This is a genomic window from Mesorhizobium sp. ANAO-SY3R2 (genome assembly GCF_042466635.1).
In the GTDB taxonomy this organism is placed as follows: Bacteria; Pseudomonadota; Alphaproteobacteria; order Rhizobiales; family Rhizobiaceae; genus Aminobacter.
The window spans coordinates 3,261,367-3,281,241 of sequence record NZ_CP159955.1; the positions used below are offsets into that span (position 1 = coordinate 3,261,367).

20 protein-coding genes are annotated in these 19,875 nt (G+C 63.7%); 5 read left to right on the top strand and 15 right to left on the bottom strand.

What is annotated here, in order from left to right; genetic code table 11:
- The first annotated feature begins 2 nt into the window (after positions 1-2).
- Together ABSY17_RS20585 and ABSY17_RS20590 are read left to right on the top strand one after the other, a co-directional pair.
- Positions 3-506, top strand: coding sequence for a chemotaxis protein CheD (locus ABSY17_RS20585; protein ID WP_378952920.1), 504 nt, complete (start codon positions 3-5; stop codon positions 504-506).
- A gap of 20 nt (positions 507-526) precedes the next feature.
- Positions 527-934 (top strand): hypothetical protein, encoded by a 408-nt coding sequence (locus ABSY17_RS20590; protein ID WP_378944795.1) that lies wholly within the window; start codon positions 527-529, stop codon positions 932-934.
- Between the two features lie 128 nt (positions 935-1,062).
- Here ABSY17_RS20590 and ABSY17_RS20595 read toward each other — a convergent pair whose 3' ends face one another.
- The 15 genes from ABSY17_RS20595 to ABSY17_RS20665 form a co-directional block, all read right to left on the bottom strand.
- The gene (locus tag ABSY17_RS20595) at positions 1,063-1,827 is read right to left on the bottom strand and encodes a 2-keto-4-pentenoate hydratase (protein WP_378944798.1); all 765 of its coding nucleotides are present in this window, start codon (positions 1,825-1,827) and stop codon (positions 1,063-1,065) included.
- A complete protein-coding gene (dmpG, locus tag ABSY17_RS20600; protein ID WP_378952923.1) occupies positions 1,824-2,819 on the bottom strand; it encodes a 4-hydroxy-2-oxovalerate aldolase in 996 nt (331 codons plus the stop codon). The genes ABSY17_RS20595 and dmpG overlap by 4 nt, the downstream gene beginning before the upstream one ends.
- Positions 2,820-2,878: 59 nt before the next feature.
- Complete coding sequence (locus ABSY17_RS20605) at positions 2,879-3,808, bottom strand: acetaldehyde dehydrogenase (acetylating) (RefSeq protein ID WP_378944801.1); 930 nt, start codon at positions 3,806-3,808, stop codon at positions 2,879-2,881.
- A gap of 14 nt (positions 3,809-3,822) precedes the next feature.
- On the bottom strand, positions 3,823-4,614 hold the full coding sequence (locus ABSY17_RS20610) for a 2-keto-4-pentenoate hydratase (protein WP_378944804.1): 792 nt from the start codon (positions 4,612-4,614) through the stop codon (positions 3,823-3,825).
- Between the two features lie 10 nt (positions 4,615-4,624).
- Entirely contained in the window at positions 4,625-6,091 is a 1,467-nt protein-coding gene (locus ABSY17_RS20615) for a 2-hydroxymuconic semialdehyde dehydrogenase (protein WP_378952926.1), read from the bottom strand.
- Positions 6,092-6,128: 37 nt separating this feature from the next.
- Entirely contained in the window at positions 6,129-8,210 is a 2,082-nt protein-coding gene (locus ABSY17_RS20620) for a hypothetical protein (protein WP_378944807.1), read from the bottom strand.
- Positions 8,207-9,127 carry a branched-chain amino acid ABC transporter permease gene (locus tag ABSY17_RS20625; RefSeq protein WP_378944810.1) on the bottom strand — a complete coding sequence of 307 codons (921 nt, stop codon included), beginning with the start codon at positions 9,125-9,127 and terminating at the stop codon, positions 8,207-8,209. Before ABSY17_RS20625 ends, ABSY17_RS20620 begins: the two co-directional genes overlap by 4 nt.
- Positions 9,124-9,921, bottom strand: coding sequence for an ABC transporter ATP-binding protein (locus ABSY17_RS20630; protein WP_378944813.1), 798 nt, complete (start codon positions 9,919-9,921; stop codon positions 9,124-9,126). The genes ABSY17_RS20625 and ABSY17_RS20630 overlap by 4 nt, the downstream gene beginning before the upstream one ends.
- Positions 9,902-10,618 (bottom strand): ABC transporter ATP-binding protein, encoded by a 717-nt coding sequence (locus ABSY17_RS20635; RefSeq protein WP_378944816.1) that lies wholly within the window; start codon positions 10,616-10,618, stop codon positions 9,902-9,904. The genes ABSY17_RS20630 and ABSY17_RS20635 overlap by 20 nt, the downstream gene beginning before the upstream one ends.
- A gap of 4 nt (positions 10,619-10,622) precedes the next feature.
- The gene (locus ABSY17_RS20640) at positions 10,623-11,594 is read right to left on the bottom strand and encodes an alpha/beta hydrolase (protein ID WP_378944818.1); all 972 of its coding nucleotides are present in this window, start codon (positions 11,592-11,594) and stop codon (positions 10,623-10,625) included.
- 80 nt (positions 11,595-11,674) lie between these two features.
- Positions 11,675-12,922 (bottom strand): ABC transporter substrate-binding protein, encoded by a 1,248-nt coding sequence (locus ABSY17_RS20645; protein WP_378944821.1) that lies wholly within the window; start codon positions 12,920-12,922, stop codon positions 11,675-11,677.
- 39 nt (positions 12,923-12,961) lie between these two features.
- Positions 12,962-13,774, bottom strand: coding sequence for a tRNA U-34 5-methylaminomethyl-2-thiouridine biosynthesis protein (locus ABSY17_RS20650; RefSeq protein ID WP_378944824.1), 813 nt, complete (start codon positions 13,772-13,774; stop codon positions 12,962-12,964).
- 5 nt (positions 13,775-13,779) lie between these two features.
- On the bottom strand, positions 13,780-14,820 hold the full coding sequence (locus ABSY17_RS20655) for a tRNA U-34 5-methylaminomethyl-2-thiouridine biosynthesis protein (RefSeq protein WP_378944827.1): 1,041 nt from the start codon (positions 14,818-14,820) through the stop codon (positions 13,780-13,782).
- A complete protein-coding gene (locus ABSY17_RS20660) occupies positions 14,807-15,322 on the bottom strand; it encodes a RidA family protein (protein ID WP_378944830.1) in 516 nt (171 codons plus the stop codon). The genes ABSY17_RS20655 and ABSY17_RS20660 overlap by 14 nt, the downstream gene beginning before the upstream one ends.
- Positions 15,319-15,690 carry a RidA family protein gene (locus tag ABSY17_RS20665; protein WP_378952929.1) on the bottom strand — a complete coding sequence of 124 codons (372 nt, stop codon included), beginning with the start codon at positions 15,688-15,690 and terminating at the stop codon, positions 15,319-15,321. Before ABSY17_RS20665 ends, ABSY17_RS20660 begins: the two co-directional genes overlap by 4 nt.
- Before the next feature lie 263 nt (positions 15,691-15,953).
- Between ABSY17_RS20665 and ABSY17_RS20670 the strand changes: the two genes are divergently transcribed.
- The 3 genes from ABSY17_RS20670 (at position 15,954) to ABSY17_RS20680 (ending at position 19,845) form a co-directional block, all read left to right on the top strand.
- Positions 15,954-18,044, top strand: a complete 2,091-nt coding sequence (locus ABSY17_RS20670) for a flotillin domain-containing protein (RefSeq protein WP_378944832.1) — start codon at positions 15,954-15,956, stop codon at positions 18,042-18,044.
- Between the two features lie 77 nt (positions 18,045-18,121).
- A complete protein-coding gene (locus tag ABSY17_RS20675; RefSeq protein ID WP_378944835.1) occupies positions 18,122-19,309 on the top strand; it encodes an IclR family transcriptional regulator C-terminal domain-containing protein in 1,188 nt (395 codons plus the stop codon).
- 200 nt (positions 19,310-19,509) lie between these two features.
- Entirely contained in the window at positions 19,510-19,845 is a 336-nt protein-coding gene (locus ABSY17_RS20680) for a hypothetical protein (protein WP_378944838.1), read from the top strand.
- Positions 19,846-19,875 lie beyond the last annotated feature (30 nt).

Sequence of the window (19,875 nt, forward strand, 5' to 3'; positions counted from 1 at the left end):
TCATGCGCGGCGAATATCACGTCGTCCATGAGGGCGACGTCGTGCTGACAACCATTTTGGGCTCCTGCGTCGCCGCCTGCATCCGCGACCCCTATGCCCAGACCGGCGGCATGAACCACTTCCTGCTGCCGGGCGCCAACGGCCCCTCCTCGCTCGATGCGCAGAGCTATGGCGTCCATCTGATGGAGCTGCTCGTCAACGGGCTTTTGCAGCGCGGCGCCCATCGCCACCGGCTCGAGGCCAAGCTGTTCGGCGGCGCGCGCACCATCGACGGGCTGTCCGACATCGGCGCGATGAACGGCGCCTTCGCCGAGACCTTCCTGCGCAACGAGGGCATCACCATCGTCGGCGGCGATCTCGGCGGCGACCGCGGCCGCCGCGTCGAATACTGGCCGCTGAGCGGCCGCGCCCGCCAGTTCCTGCTCTCCGGTGACAAGGCCCTTGCCGCCCCGCCGCCGCCCAAACTGCCACCGGTGCCGGCAGGCGGTTCCGTCGAATTCTTCTGATCCGCAAAGGTCGTCCCGCCATGCAGCCCAAGGCCAGCCACCCCCTTTCGTCGGCCACCCCGCTCGCCGCCCTGCTCGGGCGCGCCGGCGCCGAACTCACAGACCTCGCCGCAGCCGTCGAGCAACTGCATCCCCTCGTCAGCGCCCACGCCCAACAGGCCGCCCCAGCCACACCGACCGCCAGCGCGCCCGCCCCGAAGAACCTCACCCCGGACGACATCCAGGCGCTGCAGGGCATCGACCACATCGAACAGAAACTGCGCGCCCTCGCCGGCTTCCTCTCAGACCTCGCCAAGACCGCGGCCCCCGACTGGCAGCTCGACGCCCACCAGGCGCTTGCCGCCATCACCCTCTCCGACCTCGCCTCCCGCCTCGCCGGCAACAAAACCACGCAAGACGCCGCGGCAGGCGATTTCGAACTGTTTTAGGCAGTCCGCGATATCCGCTGGACGCCGCCGCTCGGGCGTGCCCCAGGTCTGGCCGGATCGGCGATCGTCGATCTTGCCGGACGACGATCGCCTCAATTTTCCAAAAGGGAGGGCTGCCGCAGCCGCCCCTAAACCGTCCGGAAATGAACGGCGCCGAGCCCCTCGACCACCGTCCGCACGCTCATGCCGGGCGAGAGTGGAACGGCTGCCGTAGCCGCACCGGCAAGCACGATGTCGCCCGGCTGCAGCGCCAGTCCGCTGGTGGCGAGCAATGCCGAAGCTTCGACAAGCGCCCGCGCAGGATGGCCCAGGATCGCCGCAGACGAACCGATCTCGCGGACCGTGCCGTCGACCTCGAGCAGCATACCGCGGTTGCCGATGTCGAGCGTCGGCGAATGCCGGTCGCCGAGCACGAAGCCGGCTGCGGACGTATTGTCGGCAATGACGTCGCCAAGGGCGAACTGGAAGTTCTTGTATCGGCTGTCGATGATCTCGATGGCGACGCAAACTGAGTCGACCGCGGCCATGGCTTCAGCCGGGCTGACGCGGCCTTCCAGCCTGCGCCCCATCACGAAGGCGATTTCCGGCTCGGCCCGGGGATGAATGTAGCGGTCGCGTGCAATCTCGCCGCCCTCGGCCACGCGCATCGCATCGGTGAGCCGTCCCCAGATCACCGTATCGACGCCGACCTGGGCCATCTTGGCACGGCTGGTGAGACCCATTTTGTAGCCGGCCAGGCGTTCGCCCCGCGCGAGCCGCCGCTCGATCGACAACGCCTGCACCGCGTAGGCCTCGTCCACGGAGAAGGCGTCCGCCCCGCTCCATTGCGGAATGTCGGTCGCGGTCTGGGCTGCATGATCGAGCGCCTCGGCGGCGATGTTGAGTTTGCTCATGGCGTGTTCGCCTCCTTTGCGCGCAGTTCCGCCGCCCGCTTCAAATCGAGCGCCACGTCGACGATCATGTCTTCCTGTCCACCGACCATGCGGCGCCGCCCGAGTTCGACGAGGATGCTTCGCGCATCGATCCCGTAGGCGGACGATGCCTGTTCGGCGTGGCGCAGGAAGCTGGAATAGACCCCCGCATAGCCGAGCGAGAGCGTTTCGCGGTCGACCCTGACAGGCCGGTCCTGCAACGGCCGCACCATGTCTTCGGCGGCATCCATCAGCGCAAACAGGTCGGTCCTGTGCTTCCAGCCCTTGCGATCGATGGCGGCAACGAAGACTTCGAGCGGCGCGTTGCCGGCTCCCGCCCCCATGCCGGCAAGCGATGCGTCGATCCGGTTCGCCCCGTTGGCAATCGCCACCATCGAGTTGGCGACACCGAGCGAGAGGTTGTGGTGGGCGTGCATGCCGCGCTCGGTCTCGGGCTTCAGAACCCGGTTGAAGGCCTGGAAGCGCGCGGCAACACCGTCCATGTCAAGCGCGCCGCCGGAATCGGTGACATAGACGCAGTTCGCGCCGTAGCCTTCCATCAGCTTCGCCTGGGCGGCCAGCACGTCCGGCTCGGTCATGTGCGCCATCATCAGGAAGCCGACCGTATCCATGCCAAGATCGCGCGCCACGCCGATGTGCTGGCGGGCGATGTCGGCCTCGGTCGAGTGGGTAGCGATGATTGCCGAGGTCACGCCAAGGGCGTGGGCCTGCTTCAAATCATGAATGGTGGCGATGCCAGGGATGAGCAGGATCGCCAGTTGGGCCCGCTTGACGCCATCGGCGGCGGCCTCGATCCATTCCCAGTCGCTGTGGGTGCCGAACCCGTAGTTGAAGCTGCTGCCGGAAAGGCCGTCGCCATGGCTCACCGAGATCGAATCGACGCCGGCTTTATCGAGAGCAGCGGCGATGTTGCGAACCTCGTCGAGGCCGTAGCGGTGGCGAATGGCGTGCATGCCGTCGCGCAGCGTCACGTCATGGATGAAGATCGGATCCTTGGTAGGGTCAATACGGCTCACGATGCGAACTCCCGCGCTGCCAACCGCTCCGCGGTCGCAAGCGCCGCGGAGGTCATGATGTCGAGATTGCCGGCATAGGCCGGCAGGTAGTGGGCGGCGCCCTCCACCTCGAGGAAGATTGTCGATTTCAGCCCCTCGAACGTGCCGAGACCGGGGATGTGGACCGGGTTGTTGGAGCCAAAACGCTCGAACTGAACATCCTGCTTCAGCCGGTAGCCCGGCACGTAGGACGAGACCGTCTCGACCATCTGGGCAACGGAGTCGCGGATAGCCACCTCGCTGCCGCCCTGGCTGAGAGTAAAGACGGTGTCGCGCATGATCACCGGCGGCTCGGCCGGATTGAGGACGATGATCGCCTTGCCGCGCTCGGCGCCGCCGACGCTTTCGATGGCGCGCGACGTCGTCTCGGTGAACTCGTCGATGTTGGCGCGCGTGCCGGGGCCTGCCGATTTCGACGCGATGGAAGCGACGATCTCGGCATAGACGACGCGGCCGGTTGCGCGCTTCACCGCATGCACCATCGGAATCGTCGCCTGGCCGCCGCAGGTCACCATGTTGATGTTGCCTTCGCCGAGATGTTGGTCGAGGTTGATCGGCGGGATGACATACGGCCCGATCGCCGCCGGCGTCAGGTCGATCACGCGCTTGCCGTCGGCGCGCAGCAACCGATCGTGCTCGGCATGGGCGCCGGCCGAGGTGGCGTCGAAAACAATCGATATCTCGGGATAGACCGGCAGGCCGCGCAGTCCCTCGACGCCGTCGGCGGTGGTCGCCACGCCCATCCGGGCCGCACGCGCCAGGCCGTCCGACTTCGGGTCGATGCCGACCATCGCGGCGATCTCGATGTGCTTGGCGGTTCTCAGGATCTTGATCATCAGGTCGGTGCCGATATTGCCCGAGCCGATGATCGCTGCTTTTGCTTTCATGAAGTGTCTCCGAATTATCGTGCGAAGGCTGCGCGGACGGAGCCAAGTCCGCTGATGCGCGCTTCAAACACATCGCCCGGACGCGCCGCAGTCATCGGGCCAAGCGCGCCCGACAGCACCAGGTCGCCTTTGCGCAGCGGGTTGCCGATCCGCGCCATGGTGCGGGCGAGCCACAGGGTGGAGTTGATCGGGCTGCCGAGGCAGGCGGCACCCGCGCCGACCGAGACCGGCTCGCCGGAGCGCTCCATCACCATGCCGCACAGGCGCATGTCGAAGCTGCCCAACGGCCGCGGATCCTGGCCAATCACATAGAGGCCGGAGGAGGCGTTATCGGCGACAGTATCGAGGATCGATATCTTCCAGTCGCGTACCCGGCTGCCGACGATCTCGATGGCCGCCACCGCGTAGTCGATCGCCGAAATGACATCGGCCGTCGTCAGCCTCTCCTCGTCGAGATCCTCGCGCATTACGAAAGCGACTTCGGCTTCGACACGCGGCTGAAGCACGCGGGAGATGTCGATCGGCTCACCGTCCGGCACATCCATGTCGGCATAGAGCACGCCATAGTCGGGCTGATCGACCTTGAGCTGCGCCTGGATCGCCTTCGCGGTCAGGCCGATCTTCTTGCCGACGACGCGCCGCCCCGCCATCATCCAGCGGTCGGTGTTGTATTTCTGGACCGCATACGCGGTGTCAATCGAACCGCCTTCGATGATCGACTTGACGGGGTCGCATGCAACGCCGCGCTCATGCGCTTCGAACAGGATGTCGGCCGCGTGCCGGATGGCCTCGGTTGTTGTTTCCACGGGCTCCTCCTCAGAGCTTGATGCAGACGTTTTTGATCTCGGAATAGAAGTCGAGCGAGAACTGCCCGCCTTCCCGGCCGATGCCGGACTGCTTGGCGCCTCCGAACGGGGTTCTGAGGTCACGCAGGTTCCAGGTATTCACCCAGGCGATGCCGACATCGATCTTCGCCGCGACCCGGTGCGCCCGCGACAGGTTCTCGGTCCAGACGACAGTGGCGAGGCCATACTGGCTGTCGTTGGCGAGCCGGACGGCTTCGTCCTCGGTGTCGAAGGGCTGGACATGACAGCAGGGGCCGAAGATCTCCTCGCGGATGACGCGGCTCGTCTCCGGCAGGCCGGTCCAGATGGTCGGCTCGACCCAGGCCCCGCCGGCGAGGTCGGGGCCGAGATCGGGAATGCCACCGCCAGTGACGACGCGCGCGCCGTCGGCCTTGGCGATCTCGTAGTAGGACAGCACCTTCTCGCGGTGACCCGCCGAGATCAGCGGGCCGGTGTCGACGCCCGCGGCATTCGGATGACCCTGGGTGAGTTTTTCGGTCGCCGCCTTCAGGCGCGCGACGAACTCGTCAAAGATCGGCCGTTCGACATAGACGCGCTCGGTGCACAGGCACACCTGGCCGCAATTGGTGAAGGCCGAGCGCACCGTGCCGGCCACGGCCTTGTCGAGATCGCAATCGGCGAAGACCAGTGCTGCGTTCTTGCCGCCCAGTTCGGCCGAGATGTCGCGCACGCCGACGGCCGAGGCCTTCATGATCGCCTCGCCGGTGCGTGTCTCGCCGGTAAAGGTGATGGCATCGACAAGCGGGTGGCGCGTCAGGAATTCGCCGGTGGAGTTCGGGCCAAAGCCGTGCACGACATTGTAGACGCCAGCCGGCACGCCCGCATCGCGCATGACTTCGCCCAGCAGCGCCGCCGTCGACGGGGTCTCCTCGGAAGGCTTCGCCACCACCGTGTTGCCGCAGGCGAGCGCTGGAGCAACCTTCCAGGTCATCAGCAGGAACGGCAGGTTCCACGGACTGATGACCGCGACGACGCCCTTCGGCTTGCGCACCGTGTAGTTGATCGCGCCGGCGCCATCGGGCGTGTCCTGCGGGAAATAGTGCTCCGGGGTGGCGCGAACGAGATCGGCGAAGATGCGGAAGTTGGCCGCGCCGCGCGGAATATCGACCGCACGCGCCAGAACGTCCGGCTTGCCGGTGTCGGCGATCTCGGCGGCGAGGAAGTCATCAAAACGGCGCTCGATGCCGTCGGCAACCGCAAACAGCAGGTCGCAGCGCTCCTTCAGCGAAAGCCGCCCCCAGGGACCGTCGAGCGCTGCCTTGGCGGCCCTTACGGCGCGGTCGACCATCTCGGCCGAAGCTTCCTCGACCATCGAAACGATGCGACCGTCGATCGGCGAGCGGTTTTCGAACAGCCGGGCCGACGACGTGGTGCGGAAGTCGCCGTCGATGAAGTTCAATGTTCGGCGCGGGGCCATATCAGTCATAGTCCTATTTCCTTGTCTGCCGGCACGGTCAGGCCGGCTTCAACATGAACTGCACGACCGCCTGGCCGGAGCCGTAGACCGCCCCGGAGCCGAGCACGCGCGCGCCGGCGAAAGCCCTGCCCATGGCGCCTTCGAGCCAGGCGAAGTGCTTGAAGCCGTTGTCGGCGCGGGCTTCCTTGACGAAGTTGGGTACACTCGCATTGAGGCCAGCGAGGTCGCCGGCTTCCAGCATCGCCATGATCCTGGTGTTCCAGGCCTCGTCCTCCGGGGTGCGGATGCGGTCGCGGGCGAGGTCGATCTCGTGGCGGAAGATCGAGCCCGACAGCCCACCCACCCCTACGATGGCGACACGCCGGCCGAGTTGCACCGCGGTGCGCGCGGCCATGGCCCCGAGTTTCACCGTGGTGGCGTAGTCGTGGTAGATATTGGCCCCGGCGATCACCAGCGGTGTGCCGGACAGGCCGTTGAGCAGCGTGTTGGCGACGATAGTGCCGCTGTCGATCGGAAACTGGTCGAAGTCGATGCCCTTGGCGCGGATGCCGAGCGCATTGGTGCCGCGGATCATTGCCTCGGTCGCGTCGCGGTCGATGTCGATGTCGTAGCGAAGCTCGCCGAACTCGTGCCAGTTCTCGTCGACATGGACGCCAGAGATGCGCGGCTTCATCTGCCAGGGCTGGTCGAGCACCGCCACCCATTGCGACGAATAGAGCAGGATGACGTCGGGCGCCATGGCCCGCAGCGCCTCGTTGGCCGCCCGGTAGCCGGCGGTCAGCTCGTCCCAGCGCGGGTTGTCGGAGCGCAGGCAAAGCAGCGGGTTGCCGGGCACCATGAACGCGCCGACGATGCCGGGCGCGCCATCGGGCAACGCCGGCGGCAGGTATGAAGGCCGGCTTGCGGGGACGGGCTTTGCCGCGCTCGCGAGCGGACGAAACAACGATCCGGCCGACGGCGTTTCAGGGGACGGCAGACCGCTGCCGCGGGCATTGGCGCGGCGCTCCCACGCGGCAAAGGCATCGCCGAGCAGGCCCATGACGCCGCGCGGCGCAATCAGAATGATGAGCACCGATGCTAGCCCGAGCGTCAGCTCTCCGCCGCCCCAGAACCCGACCAGGAAGCGATCGATAATGACGTACAGAACGGCGCCGATGATCGGCCCGGCGAGCGTCCCCATGCCACCAGCGACGACGACGAACACCATGTAGGCCGACCAGCGGATGTGGAACGCGTCGGCCGGCGTGATCGTCACGCTGTCGATGTAGAACAGCGATGCCGCAACAGCCGCCATCGGCGCCGAGATCACGAAGACCAGGGTCTTGACGCGGCGGATGTCGATACCGACGGCGGTTGCTGCCTCCTCGTCGTCGCGGACGGCGGTCAGCGCCTGGCCATAGCGGCTATTGAGCAGCCACCAGACGACCGCCGTGGCCAGCGCGACAATGATGAGGCCGGCATAATAGCGTCCGGCCACCGTGGTGTCGGAGGCGATGTTCATGCCGCCGCCCGCGCCGACGACGCGCCATTCGTTGAAGATCGAGGCGACCGCAGCGGCGATCAGCCATGTCGCGATGGCGAAATAGGCGCCCTGCAGCTTCAGCAACGGCAAGGCCCCGAGGAAGATCATCAGCAGGATGATGACGCGACGGATATAGGCGCCGCCGAAGATGTCGACGGCTGGGTCGTAGGCAATCCAGATTTCGTAGACGAACCAGAGAGCGACCGCGACAACGATGCCGATCGTCGTGCTGCGGCGGCTGTTGCGGTCGGAGATCGGGGCCGCAAGCAGCCACGCGAACAGTGCCGCAACCACCGCTGCGATGGGGATCGACCACCAGACGTCGACGCCGAAATAGTAGTTCAGCACCGCGACGGTGAAGCCCGCAAGGCCGATATAGACCTGACTTCCGAACGACAGCAGCCCGCAGAAACCGGCGAGCAGGTTCCACGAATGCCCGAGCGTGGCGAAGATGAACACCGTCATCAGCAGTTGCGTGAAATACTGCCCGTCCTGGCCGGCGAGCCACGGGAAGACCAACAGAATGGCGATCAGGATGCCGAACAGGACTTGCGCCGTCCGCCCGGTCAATTGCGAGGTGAAAGCCGGACCGGTCATCGCGAAAACAGCCCCTCGCGGCGGAAGGAGAGAAGGAAGAGAACGAGCATGTAACCTGCCACGAGTTGCGCCGATGGGCCGAAGAAGGTGCCGGCGAGAACCTGCGTAATTCCGAGCACGATGCCGCCGACGATGGTGCCGGGGATCGAATTCATGCCGCCGATGATGACGACACCGAAAGCGATCAGGATGAACTGCGGGCCATCGAATGGCTGGAAGGTGCGCGTCATGCCGATCATGAAGCCGGCGACGCCGCTGATCGCTAGCGACAATCCGAGCGCGACCGAGAAGATGTGATCGGTGCGAATACCCATCAGAGCCGCATAGGTCTGATTGTCCGCGGCAGCCCTGATCGCCCGTCCGACGTTGGTGTTCTTGAGGAAGACCTGAACGGCAATCAGCAGGGCAATCGCGATGAAAAAGAAAATGACGCGGAGCAGCGATACGCTCAGATCCTCGGTCAGCCGGATCGCGGAGAAAGCGAGCGAATTGGGGATCGTCTTGGCGTCCGACGCGAAGATGCCGAGAAGCAGATGCGAAATGGCGATGCCCAGTCCGAAGGTGACGAGGATCGGCGCCATCAGCCCGAAGTTCGCGGACATGCCTCGCCGCTCCATCGCCTGCACCGACACGCGATTGAGCAGGATGCGCTGCAGCGCGTAGCCGATGACGAACATGATCGGCGCGACGATGAACAGCACGAAGAACGACGGTATTTTCAGGATCTGGACGATCGCCGCCGACAGATAGGCGCCGACGATCAGGAAGTCGCCATGCGCCAGGTTGACCAGCCGCATGACGCCGAAGGACAGCGCCAACCCGACCGCCAGCATGGCATAGTAGCCACCGATGAAGGTACCCGTCAGCAGCGCGTTGGCGATGTCGATCAGGGTCCAGTAGATGTCGTCGTCGGTCATGCTGCCGCTCCGCTGCGCGTCCCGAAGTAGGCGTCGGTGATCGCCGCCCTGGACAAGGTATCGGGCGCGCCCTCGAGCACGATGCGGCCCTCGAGCATGACAAGCACATGGTTCGAGACGGCCAGCGCCCGGTTCATGTCCTGCTCGATGACCACGCAGGTAGTGCCCGCTTTGTTGATGTCGGCGACCTTCTCGTAGATGTCGTCGACGATGATCGGCGCGAGCCCCAGCGACAGCTCGTCGAAGAGAATGAGCGACGGCTCCGACATCAGGGCACGGGCGATTGCCACCATCTGCTGCTCGCCACCCGACATCTGGCTGACGATCTGATCGCGGCGCTCCGCAAGCCGCGGGAAAAACTCGAACATCTCCGCGAGCTTCTGCCGGGCCTTCACCTGGTGTTGCGGAAGATAAGCGCCGACGAGCAGGTTTTCGGTCACCGTCATGCGCGGAAACAGCATGCGGCCCTCAGGCACCATGGTCACGCCGATGTCGACGATCTTCTCGGGCTGCAGCCTGTCGAGCCGGCGGCCCTGGAAGTCGATCACGCCCTCGATATGGGCGGTCTTGCCGCGGTTCATCATGCCGACGATCGACTTGAGCAGCGTCGACTTGCCGGCGCCATTGGCGCCGATAATCGCCAGCACCTCGCCGGGAATGACGTCGAAGCTGACATCGAACAGCGCGCGCAGCTCGCCGTGATAGGCCGAAAGGCCCGAAACGCTGAGTATCGGAAGCCGACCGTCGCGCCCGGGCTTTGCAAACAACCCGCCCTTACGCACCGAGGTAGACACGGCGGACCTCCTTCGACTGAATGACTTCGCGCGGCGCACCGGAGGCAATGATCTTGCCGCCGGCCACCGCCATCAGGCGGTCAGTGGCGGCAAGCATCGCCTTCATGACGTGCTCGATCCACACCACGGTGATCCCGGCCGTCTTGATGCTGCGGATAAGCGAAATGAACTCGTCCACTTCCGCATCGGTAAGCCCGGCCGCGACCTCATCGATCAGCAGAAGGCTAGGCCGAGTGGCGAGCGCGCGGGCGAGTTCATGGCGTTTGCGGCCGAGCAGGGACAGTCGGCCGGCAAGCATGCCGCGCTCTTTCGCCAGGCCGGTGAATTCGAGGATCTGGTCGATCCACTCGGGGCATTCCGCCTCTTCGAGCCCGCCGCCGAACAGCGCGGCCACCTTCAAATTGTCGGCGACCGTCATATGGGTGAAGGGCCGCGGAATCTGGTAGGTGCGCGCGATACCGAGACGGGCGCGATCGAAGGTCGGCAGGCCCGTCACGTCCTGCTTGCGGAACTGGATGCGGCCAGCGTCGAGTTTGATCGTGCCGGCGAGCAGACCGAACAGCGTGGTCTTGCCGGCACCGTTCGGGCCGATGATCCCGATCACCTCGCCCTCCTCGACATCGAAGCTGATGTCGTTGGCGATCGTGACCGCACCAAAGGCCTTCTTGAGACCCGTCACGGATAACAGAGCTGCCATTGGCTCAGTGCCCCCCGCGCACGGACGGGCCGTAGCCCGAGGTGGGCAGCGACACTGCTGCCGTCGGCCGTTCATGGGCAGTCATCCCGCCAGATGACAGCGACCGCGAAGGGCTGTGCTGCATCATCTGGAAGAGTTCGCGGCAAAACAGGCTCTGCGGGTCGGCGAAGTCCGAAATGGCAGTGAAATGGTTACGGCCAATCAACGGCATGAACGATGCCCGGTTGCCCGCGCGCTTCCAGCCAGCGAGGAAATTATCGGACTGCTGCGCAAACGCCGAAGGCTCCTCGCTGCCGTAGGACAGCAACATCGGCGGCGAGACGCGGCGAACGAGGCGCTGCGGGCTTTGCGTTGCAACCTCACGCTCGTCGAGCTGCAAATCGGGCTGCAGCCAGCTATGGCGAAGCGGCTCCAGTTCGAACAGGCCGCTGATCGGGAACGCGCTTTTCAGCACGTTGGCCGGCAGACCGTAGGCCTTGGCCCAGTCGGTCAGCGCCATCATCGCGGTGAGGTGCCCGCCTGCAGAGTGGCCGCAGACATGGATGCTCTCGGGGTCGCCGTTGAAAGCCTCGATGTTGCTGTAAGTCCAGGCGACCAGCGCGCGCATCTGCCGGACGATCTCGCTGATCGAGACCGAGGGGCACAGCGCATAATTGGCGACGACGGTGGTCACGCCGGCGGCGACCGGACCGAGCGCGACAAAGCTGAACTCGCGTGCGGACAGCATGCGCCAGTAGCCGCCGTGGATAAAGATCAGGACAGGCGCGCCCCGTCTGCCGGCAGGAAAGATGTCGGCATATTCCTCGACGGTTGGGCCGTATTTTACCCCAAGCTTGCCGCCCAGGTGCCGGCGCGCCTGGGCGCTGCCGTCGACCCACTGGTCGGCATAGATACGGAAGTTCGGAACCGATCGCTCGACGTCGTAGGCGCGGTCGAGGTCCGCGCGCGTCTGATAGTTCCGAAAATAGGCGGCCATGCCTTCGGTCTCCGAGCGTCCAGTTTTGTGATGAGAGGCAAGGCGTGGATGCACGCCTTGCCCGGGTCAGGTGCGCGCGACTACTGCTGATAGAGGCGCATGGGAGCCGTGACTTTCACTTCGGGGTAGACCGAGTTGAAGACGTTCTCCTTGACGAGTTCGCCGGACTTTTCATCGCGGCGCCACTGCGCGCCGCCGAGCGGCGATACCGAGTAGTGCTGGTCATTAAACTTGATATGCCCGACAACGCTGTCGATGTCCGTCTCGCCGATGGCCTTGATCAGCGCTTCCTTGTCGGTCGAACCGGCCCGCTGAAGGGCGTCGAAGAGCACGTCATAGGACGCATCCGACCAGGCCAGCGGCGGTGAATAGGACTTGCCGGTATTCTGGGACTCATAGGCGTCGACCAGCCCCTGACCGTCATAGCCACCGAATTTCGACTTGCCTGGGAAGGCGGGCGACCAGAAATTCACGCTCAGGATATCGATCCCGAAGTCGCCAAGCACCTTCATCGGCTCGGGATAGCCCGTGCCCTTGTCGATGATGTACATCTTCGGCTTGAAGCCCAACTGCGCCGCCTGCTGCAGGTAGCTCTGCAGATCCGGCGGAGCCAGCACGCCGGTCACGACTTCGACATGCGCCCGCTTGAATTGGTTGATGATCGCGGAAAAGTCCGGAAGGCCCTGTCCGAAGCGACCGGGATCGACCACCTTCCAGCCCTCCGTGTTGAAGGCGGGATCGAACAGCGAGGCGAAGACCACGCCGTCGGGATCGTTCGGATAGAGATAGCCGATGGTGCCGTTGAAGCCGCCCGGCAGCGCCTTGATCATGCCGATGTGATTCTTGACGAGGTCCGGCACCGAGAAGAAGAACATGAAGCTGGACTCGAAGGTCTTCGGCTTGCCGTCCGGACCGTAGAGCCAGGCTTCAATCGGCGTATCACTGAGAATGCAGGGCACCTTGTAGCGCTCGCACAGGTCGGACGGCGCGTTGGTCGTATCCGGCGTTCCCTGCGCCATGATGACGTCGACCTTGTCGTCGAGGATCGCCTGGGTTGCGGCGGCGCCGGAACCGGAGGACGTGCCCTTGGTGTCGTAGATCTTGTATTCGATCTTGCATTTGCGGTCACCGACCTGAAGGCCACCGGCGTCGTTGATCGGCTTGACCTTGTTCTCGTCCAGCCACGGCGTCTCGCGGCCCATGTCGAGCAGAGGCCCGGTGATCGGCACGACCCGGCCGACCTTGACGACACAATCGTCGGCGGCCGACGCTGCGTCGATGCCCAACAAAGAAAGGGCAACCGCTGAGTAGAAGATAGTTCGATTCATGGTGTTTTCCCCTGGTGCATTTATAGTTTTGGCAACTGCTCAGATCTTGAATTCGATGACGGCGGCACCCGCTCCATATGTCGCGCCATAGGCATGGATCCGCGCGCCGGCGAAATGTCTGCCAAGCGCACCAAAGACCCAGCCGAAATGCTTGAACCCCATCTCCGCGCGGGCTTGCTTGGCGTAGGCCGCGCACTCCTCGACGATATCGGCGCCCGCACCACGTTCGATCAGGCCGAGCATGCGCCGGTTCCAACTGTCATCGGAAGGTGATGCGATGCCGTCATTGCGGATGTCGATCTCCTGCCTGAAGATCGAGCCCGACAGCCCCCCTACCCCGACCACCGCGATGCGCCGATTGAGCTTGTCGGCCTTCTGCACCGCCATTTCCGCGAGGCGCATCGTGTCGTCGAAAGAATGGTAGAGATTGTTGGCAGCGAGCGTCAGCGGAATACGACCGCCCGGGTTGAGAAAGCCATTTGCGACGATCGTGCCGGTGTCGATCGGGAACTGATCGTAGTCGACAGCCTTGGACGAGATCCCGATCGCTTTTGCCCCCGCGACACAATCGTGCGCCAGTTCCGTGTCGATGCGGACGCTGTAGTCGAGATCGCCATATTCATACCAGTTCTCGTCGACGTGCGTTCCCGCGAGAGCCGGCCGCGTTTGCCACAGCTGGTCGAGCACGGCCATCCACTGCGTGGAGTACAAAAGAATGGTGTCGGGCCGAGACGCACTCAGCGCGCGGGCCGCAGCACGATATCCCGACGCGATCGGAGCCCAAGGCGGGTTCTCCGACTTGACATAGGGCAACGGAGATCCGGGCACCAGAAAGGCAGAGACAACTGGCATCCAATCTACTCCGCATACCGATGCGTGGACGAATGGCCGATCGACGGGCCAGCGCCGCCATAGCTCGGACCACTGCCGAAATCATTGCGGGCCACGCTCGCAACCGACGGCTGAACCGCGCGCGAAATCGAGCGACGGCCGTTCGCAGGAGTTGCCAGGCCGTGCTTGACGAGATTCCACTCGAACACCGCGTTGCCGGTGCCGATGACGTTGCCGAAGCCGTGCAGCTCTCCGGGCAATTCCGGATAGCCCATCGCCGCGCACATCCAGGTGAAGGAGCCGGCCTTGAACTCAGCGAAGGCGGTCTCGACGAATTGCGGAAGCAGTTCGTGCACCTTCTTCATTTCACCGCGGCGCATCATCCCGATCAGCCGCATGTCCCACTGATACATCTCCATCGAGTACGGATGCTCGCGCGACATATCCTCCGGCACATCGGGTTCTTCCTGGAAATGCCGATGGCTCATCGTCGCCGAGCAAAGCAGAACGGCCCGGCGACCGGTTTCCTCGATACCCTTGCGGGTCGCGTAACCGAGCGTCTCCATCTCCTCGAAGCCCTCTTCGGTCGTCAGATAGTAAGGCGAGTTGTTCGCCGACAGCCCGACCACCGGAATGTCCCACTGCGGGCGCGCGAGATGCAGGGATGTGATCGTCCCATAGTCGACCCGGAATTTCGGGTTGCGCATCAACTTGGACACCAGCCCCATGTCGCGGGCATGCCGGCAGCAGGCCTCGGCCAACTCGACGTCGACATTCACGTCATAGGTATAGCGAAACAGGTTCGGGAAGATCGGATCGACGGACTTGCCGGCCAGGTGCGGCACGCCGAGGAAATGATGGCCGAGCTGCGTGATCCAGTGCGGAGAGTGCACCAGGATCACATCGGGCTGAAGCTCTTCGATGCTCGCACGGACCTTCTCATAGGCCCAGCGCAGCTGCTCCCACCCACCCTGTGATTTCGGCTCGTTCTGCGGAGGGTTCTCACCGTAGACGAGATGCGGAGGATGGGGTGCGATGAACCCCGCGACGATTTCACCCTTGGCCATGGCTCGCTGCTCCATTTGATGTCGACTTCGACTTCTCCTCGGCGATGCAAGCAACGCCGCGGATCTCGATAAGGAGATGGGGATGAGGTAGCTGATGGACGGCGACGGTGGTGCGCGCCGGCCCCTGATGCGAAAAGTACTCGCCATAGACTTCGTTGTAGCCAGCGAAGTCATTCATCGAGACCAGGAAAGTGGTCACCTCGATGAGATTGTCGAGCCCGCCACCTGCGGCCTCCAGAATATCGCGCATGTTCTCGATACACGCTCGTGTCTGAGCACGGATATCGAGCTGCGCCGCACCGAAGGTATCGACCTCCACGCCGGCGATCGAATTGTCCGGATTGCGCGCACTGGTCCCGGAAACAAAGACGAACGACCCAGCCCGGCGGAAATGGGGATAGGCTCCACGCGGCACGGCTTTGTGAGGCAACACGGCGCTGGTGTCAGTGGTCGACTGCTTCAAACTCGAAACCTCCAGTGTTTTTGCCGACAACAGCTTCATGCACGTCCTGAACGCTCACGTTCGGACGGCAGGACGAGCTGCGAGGCGTAGAAAAGAAACTCCATCTCCACAGCCGCACCGAGCGGCAAGGCGGAGACACCGACCGACGTCCGCGCAGGCGGCGGCACGTCGTCTGACGAAAAGAATTCGTCCCAGACCTGGTTGAGATCACCGAAACTATCGAAGTCGGAAACGTAGACTGTCGCCGAAACCATATGCCCGACCTCGAGACCAAGATCAGCCATGACGGACCAGAGGTTCGACAGGATGCAACGCGCCTGCGCACCCACTCCACCTGCCGCCAGCTGGCCGGTCTCTACGTCCAGGGCAACCATGCCAGCCGTCTTGATAAACGGCCCTGCCGCCACGAGCGGGCTATAGCGAAATTTCGGAGCGGGCCAGCGCGCCGATTGGATGACCGTTCTCAAAGGAGTCCTCCCTCCCCCAAAGTTCGTATCTTGGGAGCGACAGTAATCTCACTAATAAAGATTGTAAATCACATATTGAGAAAAAAACTTACTCGTGGCAGGCTGCCACCATAGGAACTCAATTGGCATGCGCACGGGAATACGTAGCGGCATCAGTGTCGTAGTACCCCTGCAGCGGCCGATTCAGCAGAGGGAGGCAATTCATGGGCGTTCTCGCCACAACCGTCAGCATCATCGTCGCAGCCATCGTGCTAATCGCCATTTTGTGGGTGATCTTCTGGTGGCTCTATCAACGCGCCACCAAGGAACTTGCCTTCGTGCGAACCGGCCTTGGGGGCCAGAAAGTCGTCCACAGCGGTGGCGCTTTCGTCATCCCGGTGCTGCACGATACGATCCGGGTCAACATGAGCACGGTCCGCCTCGAGATCTCCCGCGCACAGAAGAACTCAATCATCACGCGCGACCGCATGCGGGTCGATGTCACCACGGAATTCTATGTCCGCGTCGGCTCAAGCCCGGAGGCGATCGCCCTCGCCGCACAGGCGCTGGGCAGCAAGACCGCGCGCGCCGAAGCGCTGCGCGACCTGCTCGAAGGCCGCTTCGTCGACGTGCTGCGAACTGTCGCTGCCGAAATGACGATGGAGGAACTGCACGAGCATCGCGGCGATTATATCGGCCGCGCGCGCAAGCTTGCCGGGGAGGAAATCGCCCAGATCGGCCTCGAGCTGGAATCGGCCTCACTCACCTCGTTCGACCAGACCGACCGACAGTTCTTCAACCCCAACAACGCCTTTGACGCCGAGGGCTTGACGCGCCTCACGACCGAGATCGAAGGACGCAGGCTGAAACGAAACGCGATCGAGCAGGACTCCGAGATCGGCATCCAGCAGAAGAATCTCGAGACCGAGACCCGCAAGCTCGAGATCGCCAAGCAGGAAGAATACGCCCGTCTCGAGCAGGCCCGCGAGATCGCGGTGCGGCGCGCCGAGCAGGCCGCCAGCATCACCGCCGAGGAGGCCCTGCGCCGGCAGCAGGCCGAGGAGGCCAAGGTGGCCGCCAATCTGAAGATCAACATCGCGACGGTGCAAGCCGACGAAAAGATGCAGCTCGAACGCTTCAGCACCCAGGAGAAGCTCGAGCAGCAGAACCAGAAGACCAAGCGCGAGATCGAGGAAGCCGTCATCGAGACCGAACTGGCGCTCAAGCTGCGTCGTATCGAGCGCGAGAAGGTGATCGCCATCGAGCAGGCCGAGCAGGCCGCGACGATCGCCCGGGAAGAGGCCGAGCGCCGCCAGGCAGCGGACGAAGTCGTGATCGCCGCCGGCAAGCAGACCGATCTCGCGCGCCTTGCGGCGGAACGCGAAGTCGAGGTCGAGAAGATCAACAACGAGACATCAGTCGAGATCAGTCGCCACGCCCGACGGAAGGCCGTTTCGGAAGCCGATCTGGAGACAACCCTTGCCATCGATCTCCGCTCGGTGGAGCAGCAAAAGACCCTGATCCTTGGCGAACACCAGAAAAATATAGCCATCGCCGAGAGCGCCAGGGCCGAAATCCAGTCGCTTGCCGCGACCGAGACCGAAAAGCAGACGCTCATCAAGGCCGAGGAAGAACTGGCCCTGATGAAAGCACGGGAACGCGAAGAGCGCGCGAAAGCCGTTGCCCTGATCCAGGCCAGGGCCGAGGCCGAGAAAATCGGCATCACGACGCTGATGGCCGCCGAGGCGCGGCACCAGGAAGCCATCGAACTCGCAAAGGCCAAGACTATCGACACCCAATCGGAAGCCGCGCGGCTTACCGCCCTTGCGGCGGCGGAAACGGCAGCAGATAAAGAACGCGCCACGGCTTATGAGACTCGCAAGATGATCGAGGCCAAAACGCTTGCCGCGCTCATCGGCGCGGAAAACTCAATGTCGGACGACTTGATCGATCTCAAGGTGAGGCTGTCGGTGATCGAAAACCTGAAGGACATCATCCGCGAAAGCGCCAAGCCGATGGAACAGATCGACACGATCAAGATCGTCGAGGTCAACGGCATGCTCAACGGATCCAATGGCGGCAGCGGCCAAAGTGACCTTAGCGGCGACCCTGTACGCGGCAATCTTGCGGATCAGGTGATGACCAGCGCGTTGCGTTACCGCGCGCAGGCGCCTGTGGTGGATACGCTACTGCGGGAGATCGGCCTGAAGTCGCCCGATTCCGACGGCATCTCCGGCCTGCTTGCCGGCGAGTTCAACGCGGGGGCGGAGGCGGTCGTCAGCAAGCGATCACACCACCACGGCTCCACGGACTGAATTCCGGCCTGACTATTCGACCATTTGTACAACAATCACCGGACGTCGCCGCGACCGCAGCCTGAAGAAGGTCATTCATGGGAACTCCCAAAAACAATTCGGTTCTCAAGGCCTTTGACATTCTCAATGCAGTTGCGGCGGGACCGGGTGCGATGACGCCGGGAGAGATCGCGGAAGCCTCCGGGCTCAATCTCTCCACGGCTCACCGCTTTCTGCTCACGCTGGAAGAGATCGGAGCGATCAGCCGGCTGCCTGGCAACCGCTACAGTCTCGGCATGATGGTGGCGGAACTCGGACGACGCGTGACCCGCAACGACATCATTGCCGAACGCGCGCGCGGCATTGTCGAAAATCTCTCGGAGTCGCTCGGCGAGACCGTCAGCCTCGCCACATTCGACGGCTTCCAGATCAATTTCGTCGTCTGGTCCGAGCCACAGCGTGCGCTCGTCTTCAGCATCAGGCGCGACCGGCCGATGCCTATCCACGCCTCGGCGCTTGGCAAGGTCTTCCTCGCCGGCCTGCCATCGATGGAACGCGAGGAGCTACTTGGGAAGCTCGACCTGCCGCCGCTTACGACGAACACCCAGACCGAACTCGTCGCACTGCGCAGGGAAGTTGCCGAGGTCGCCCGTCTCGGCCATGCCCGCGATCGACAGGAGATGGAGCTTGGCCTCGATTGCGTAGCTGTGCCCATCAAGAATGCCGACGGCGAAACGATCGCGGCGATATCGGTCTCGGCGCCCAGCACCCGGATGAACGACGGCAATATCGACCGCTTCCTCCAGCCTCTCATCGAGGCTGCGGCGCGGGTATGTCAATCCGTGCTCATCGAGAACAAGATCCTGCCGGACAAGGCCAAGCCGCGCGGCAGCTATCCGCACGTCAAGCGGGTCCGCGACTTCGCCTTCGTCTCCGGCATCAGCGCCCGGCGCGCCGACGATTCATTCGCGGGGGCGAAGGTCAAGAAGTCTGGCGAGGTCGTCCTCGACATCTACCAGCAGACGATCGAGACCATCCGCAATGTCGCCGATGTGCTGGCAAGCGTCGGCGCGTCGCTTGCGGATGTGGTCGAGATCGAGGCGTATCTGATCGACATGGAGCACTACGCCCGCTTCAACGAGGCCTATGGCCGCTTCTTCGACAGCGAGGGCCCCACCCGCACGACCGTCGCCGTTCGCGCGCTGCCCCATCCGCATCAGCTCCTGATGATGAAGGCAACGGCTCACGTCTCACCCGCGCTCGAAGAGCTTCGCCCAGCGAAATAGTCGCCCGCCGGTAGCGCCACTGGCCAACGATCGCTGATAACCGGCCGGCAACGTCGGCCAAGAGGAACTTCCCGCCCTATCCAGGCCGCTACCAAATTCATCCCAAACATGGAACGGCAGAGATCTTCAATCAGATGAGGCGCTCGTGTACATGGGCCTTGAGGGACAATTCTTTCACTACTTTATATTAGGATGAAATCATGAAGAAGTTCAACTTCGCCCTTGCGCTGTCGGCGGCCGCTCTGTGCCTGTCCACCCCAGCGAAAGCCGAGGATCTGGTGTTCACGCTCAAGAACGGAACGCAGTCCGTGCTCACGCGTTTCCACACCTCTCCCGTTGGCGTGAACGACTGGGAAGATGACGTGTTCGGCCAGCAGGTTCTCAATCCGGGCGAAAGCATCGAAATCACCATCGCCGACGGACGGACTGTCTGCAAATACGACATGAAATTCGAGTTCGAGGAGGGCTCCAGCCTCGACACCACGACCGATACGCAGGACCTGTGCGAAATGGGATCCTACACGATCCACGAGTGAGCGAATGCGGGGAGCCCGATCCGCGGCTCC

Coding starts and splice junctions, on each gene's coding strand:
- ABSY17_RS20585 (WP_378952920.1), top strand. CDS start 3: ATGCGCGGCGAATATCACGTCGTCCATGAGGGCGACGTCGTGCTGACA.
- ABSY17_RS20590 (WP_378944795.1), top strand. CDS start 527: ATGCAGCCCAAGGCCAGCCACCCCCTTTCGTCGGCCACCCCGCTCGCC.
- ABSY17_RS20595 (WP_378944798.1), bottom strand. CDS start 1,827: ATGAGCAAACTCAACATCGCCGCCGAGGCGCTCGATCATGCAGCCCAG.
- dmpG (WP_378952923.1), bottom strand. CDS start 2,819: ATGCACGCCATTCGCCACCGCTACGGCCTCGACGAGGTTCGCAACATC.
- ABSY17_RS20605 (WP_378944801.1), bottom strand. CDS start 3,808: ATGAAAGCAAAAGCAGCGATCATCGGCTCGGGCAATATCGGCACCGAC.
- ABSY17_RS20615 (WP_378952926.1), bottom strand. CDS start 6,091: ATGGCCCCGCGCCGAACATTGAACTTCATCGACGGCGACTTCCGCACC.
- ABSY17_RS20620 (WP_378944807.1), bottom strand. CDS start 8,210: ATGACCGGTCCGGCTTTCACCTCGCAATTGACCGGGCGGACGGCGCAA.
- ABSY17_RS20625 (WP_378944810.1), bottom strand. CDS start 9,127: ATGACCGACGACGACATCTACTGGACCCTGATCGACATCGCCAACGCG.
- ABSY17_RS20635 (WP_378944816.1), bottom strand. CDS start 10,618: ATGGCAGCTCTGTTATCCGTGACGGGTCTCAAGAAGGCCTTTGGTGCG.
- ABSY17_RS20640 (WP_378944818.1), bottom strand. CDS start 11,594: ATGGCCGCCTATTTTCGGAACTATCAGACGCGCGCGGACCTCGACCGC.
- ABSY17_RS20645 (WP_378944821.1), bottom strand. CDS start 12,922: ATGAATCGAACTATCTTCTACTCAGCGGTTGCCCTTTCTTTGTTGGGC.
- ABSY17_RS20650 (WP_378944824.1), bottom strand. CDS start 13,774: ATGCCAGTTGTCTCTGCCTTTCTGGTGCCCGGATCTCCGTTGCCCTAT.
- ABSY17_RS20655 (WP_378944827.1), bottom strand. CDS start 14,820: ATGGCCAAGGGTGAAATCGTCGCGGGGTTCATCGCACCCCATCCTCCG.
- ABSY17_RS20660 (WP_378944830.1), bottom strand. CDS start 15,322: ATGAAGCTGTTGTCGGCAAAAACACTGGAGGTTTCGAGTTTGAAGCAG.
- ABSY17_RS20670 (WP_378944832.1), top strand. CDS start 15,954: ATGGGCGTTCTCGCCACAACCGTCAGCATCATCGTCGCAGCCATCGTG.
- ABSY17_RS20675 (WP_378944835.1), top strand. CDS start 18,122: ATGGGAACTCCCAAAAACAATTCGGTTCTCAAGGCCTTTGACATTCTC.
- ABSY17_RS20680 (WP_378944838.1), top strand. CDS start 19,510: ATGAAGAAGTTCAACTTCGCCCTTGCGCTGTCGGCGGCCGCTCTGTGC.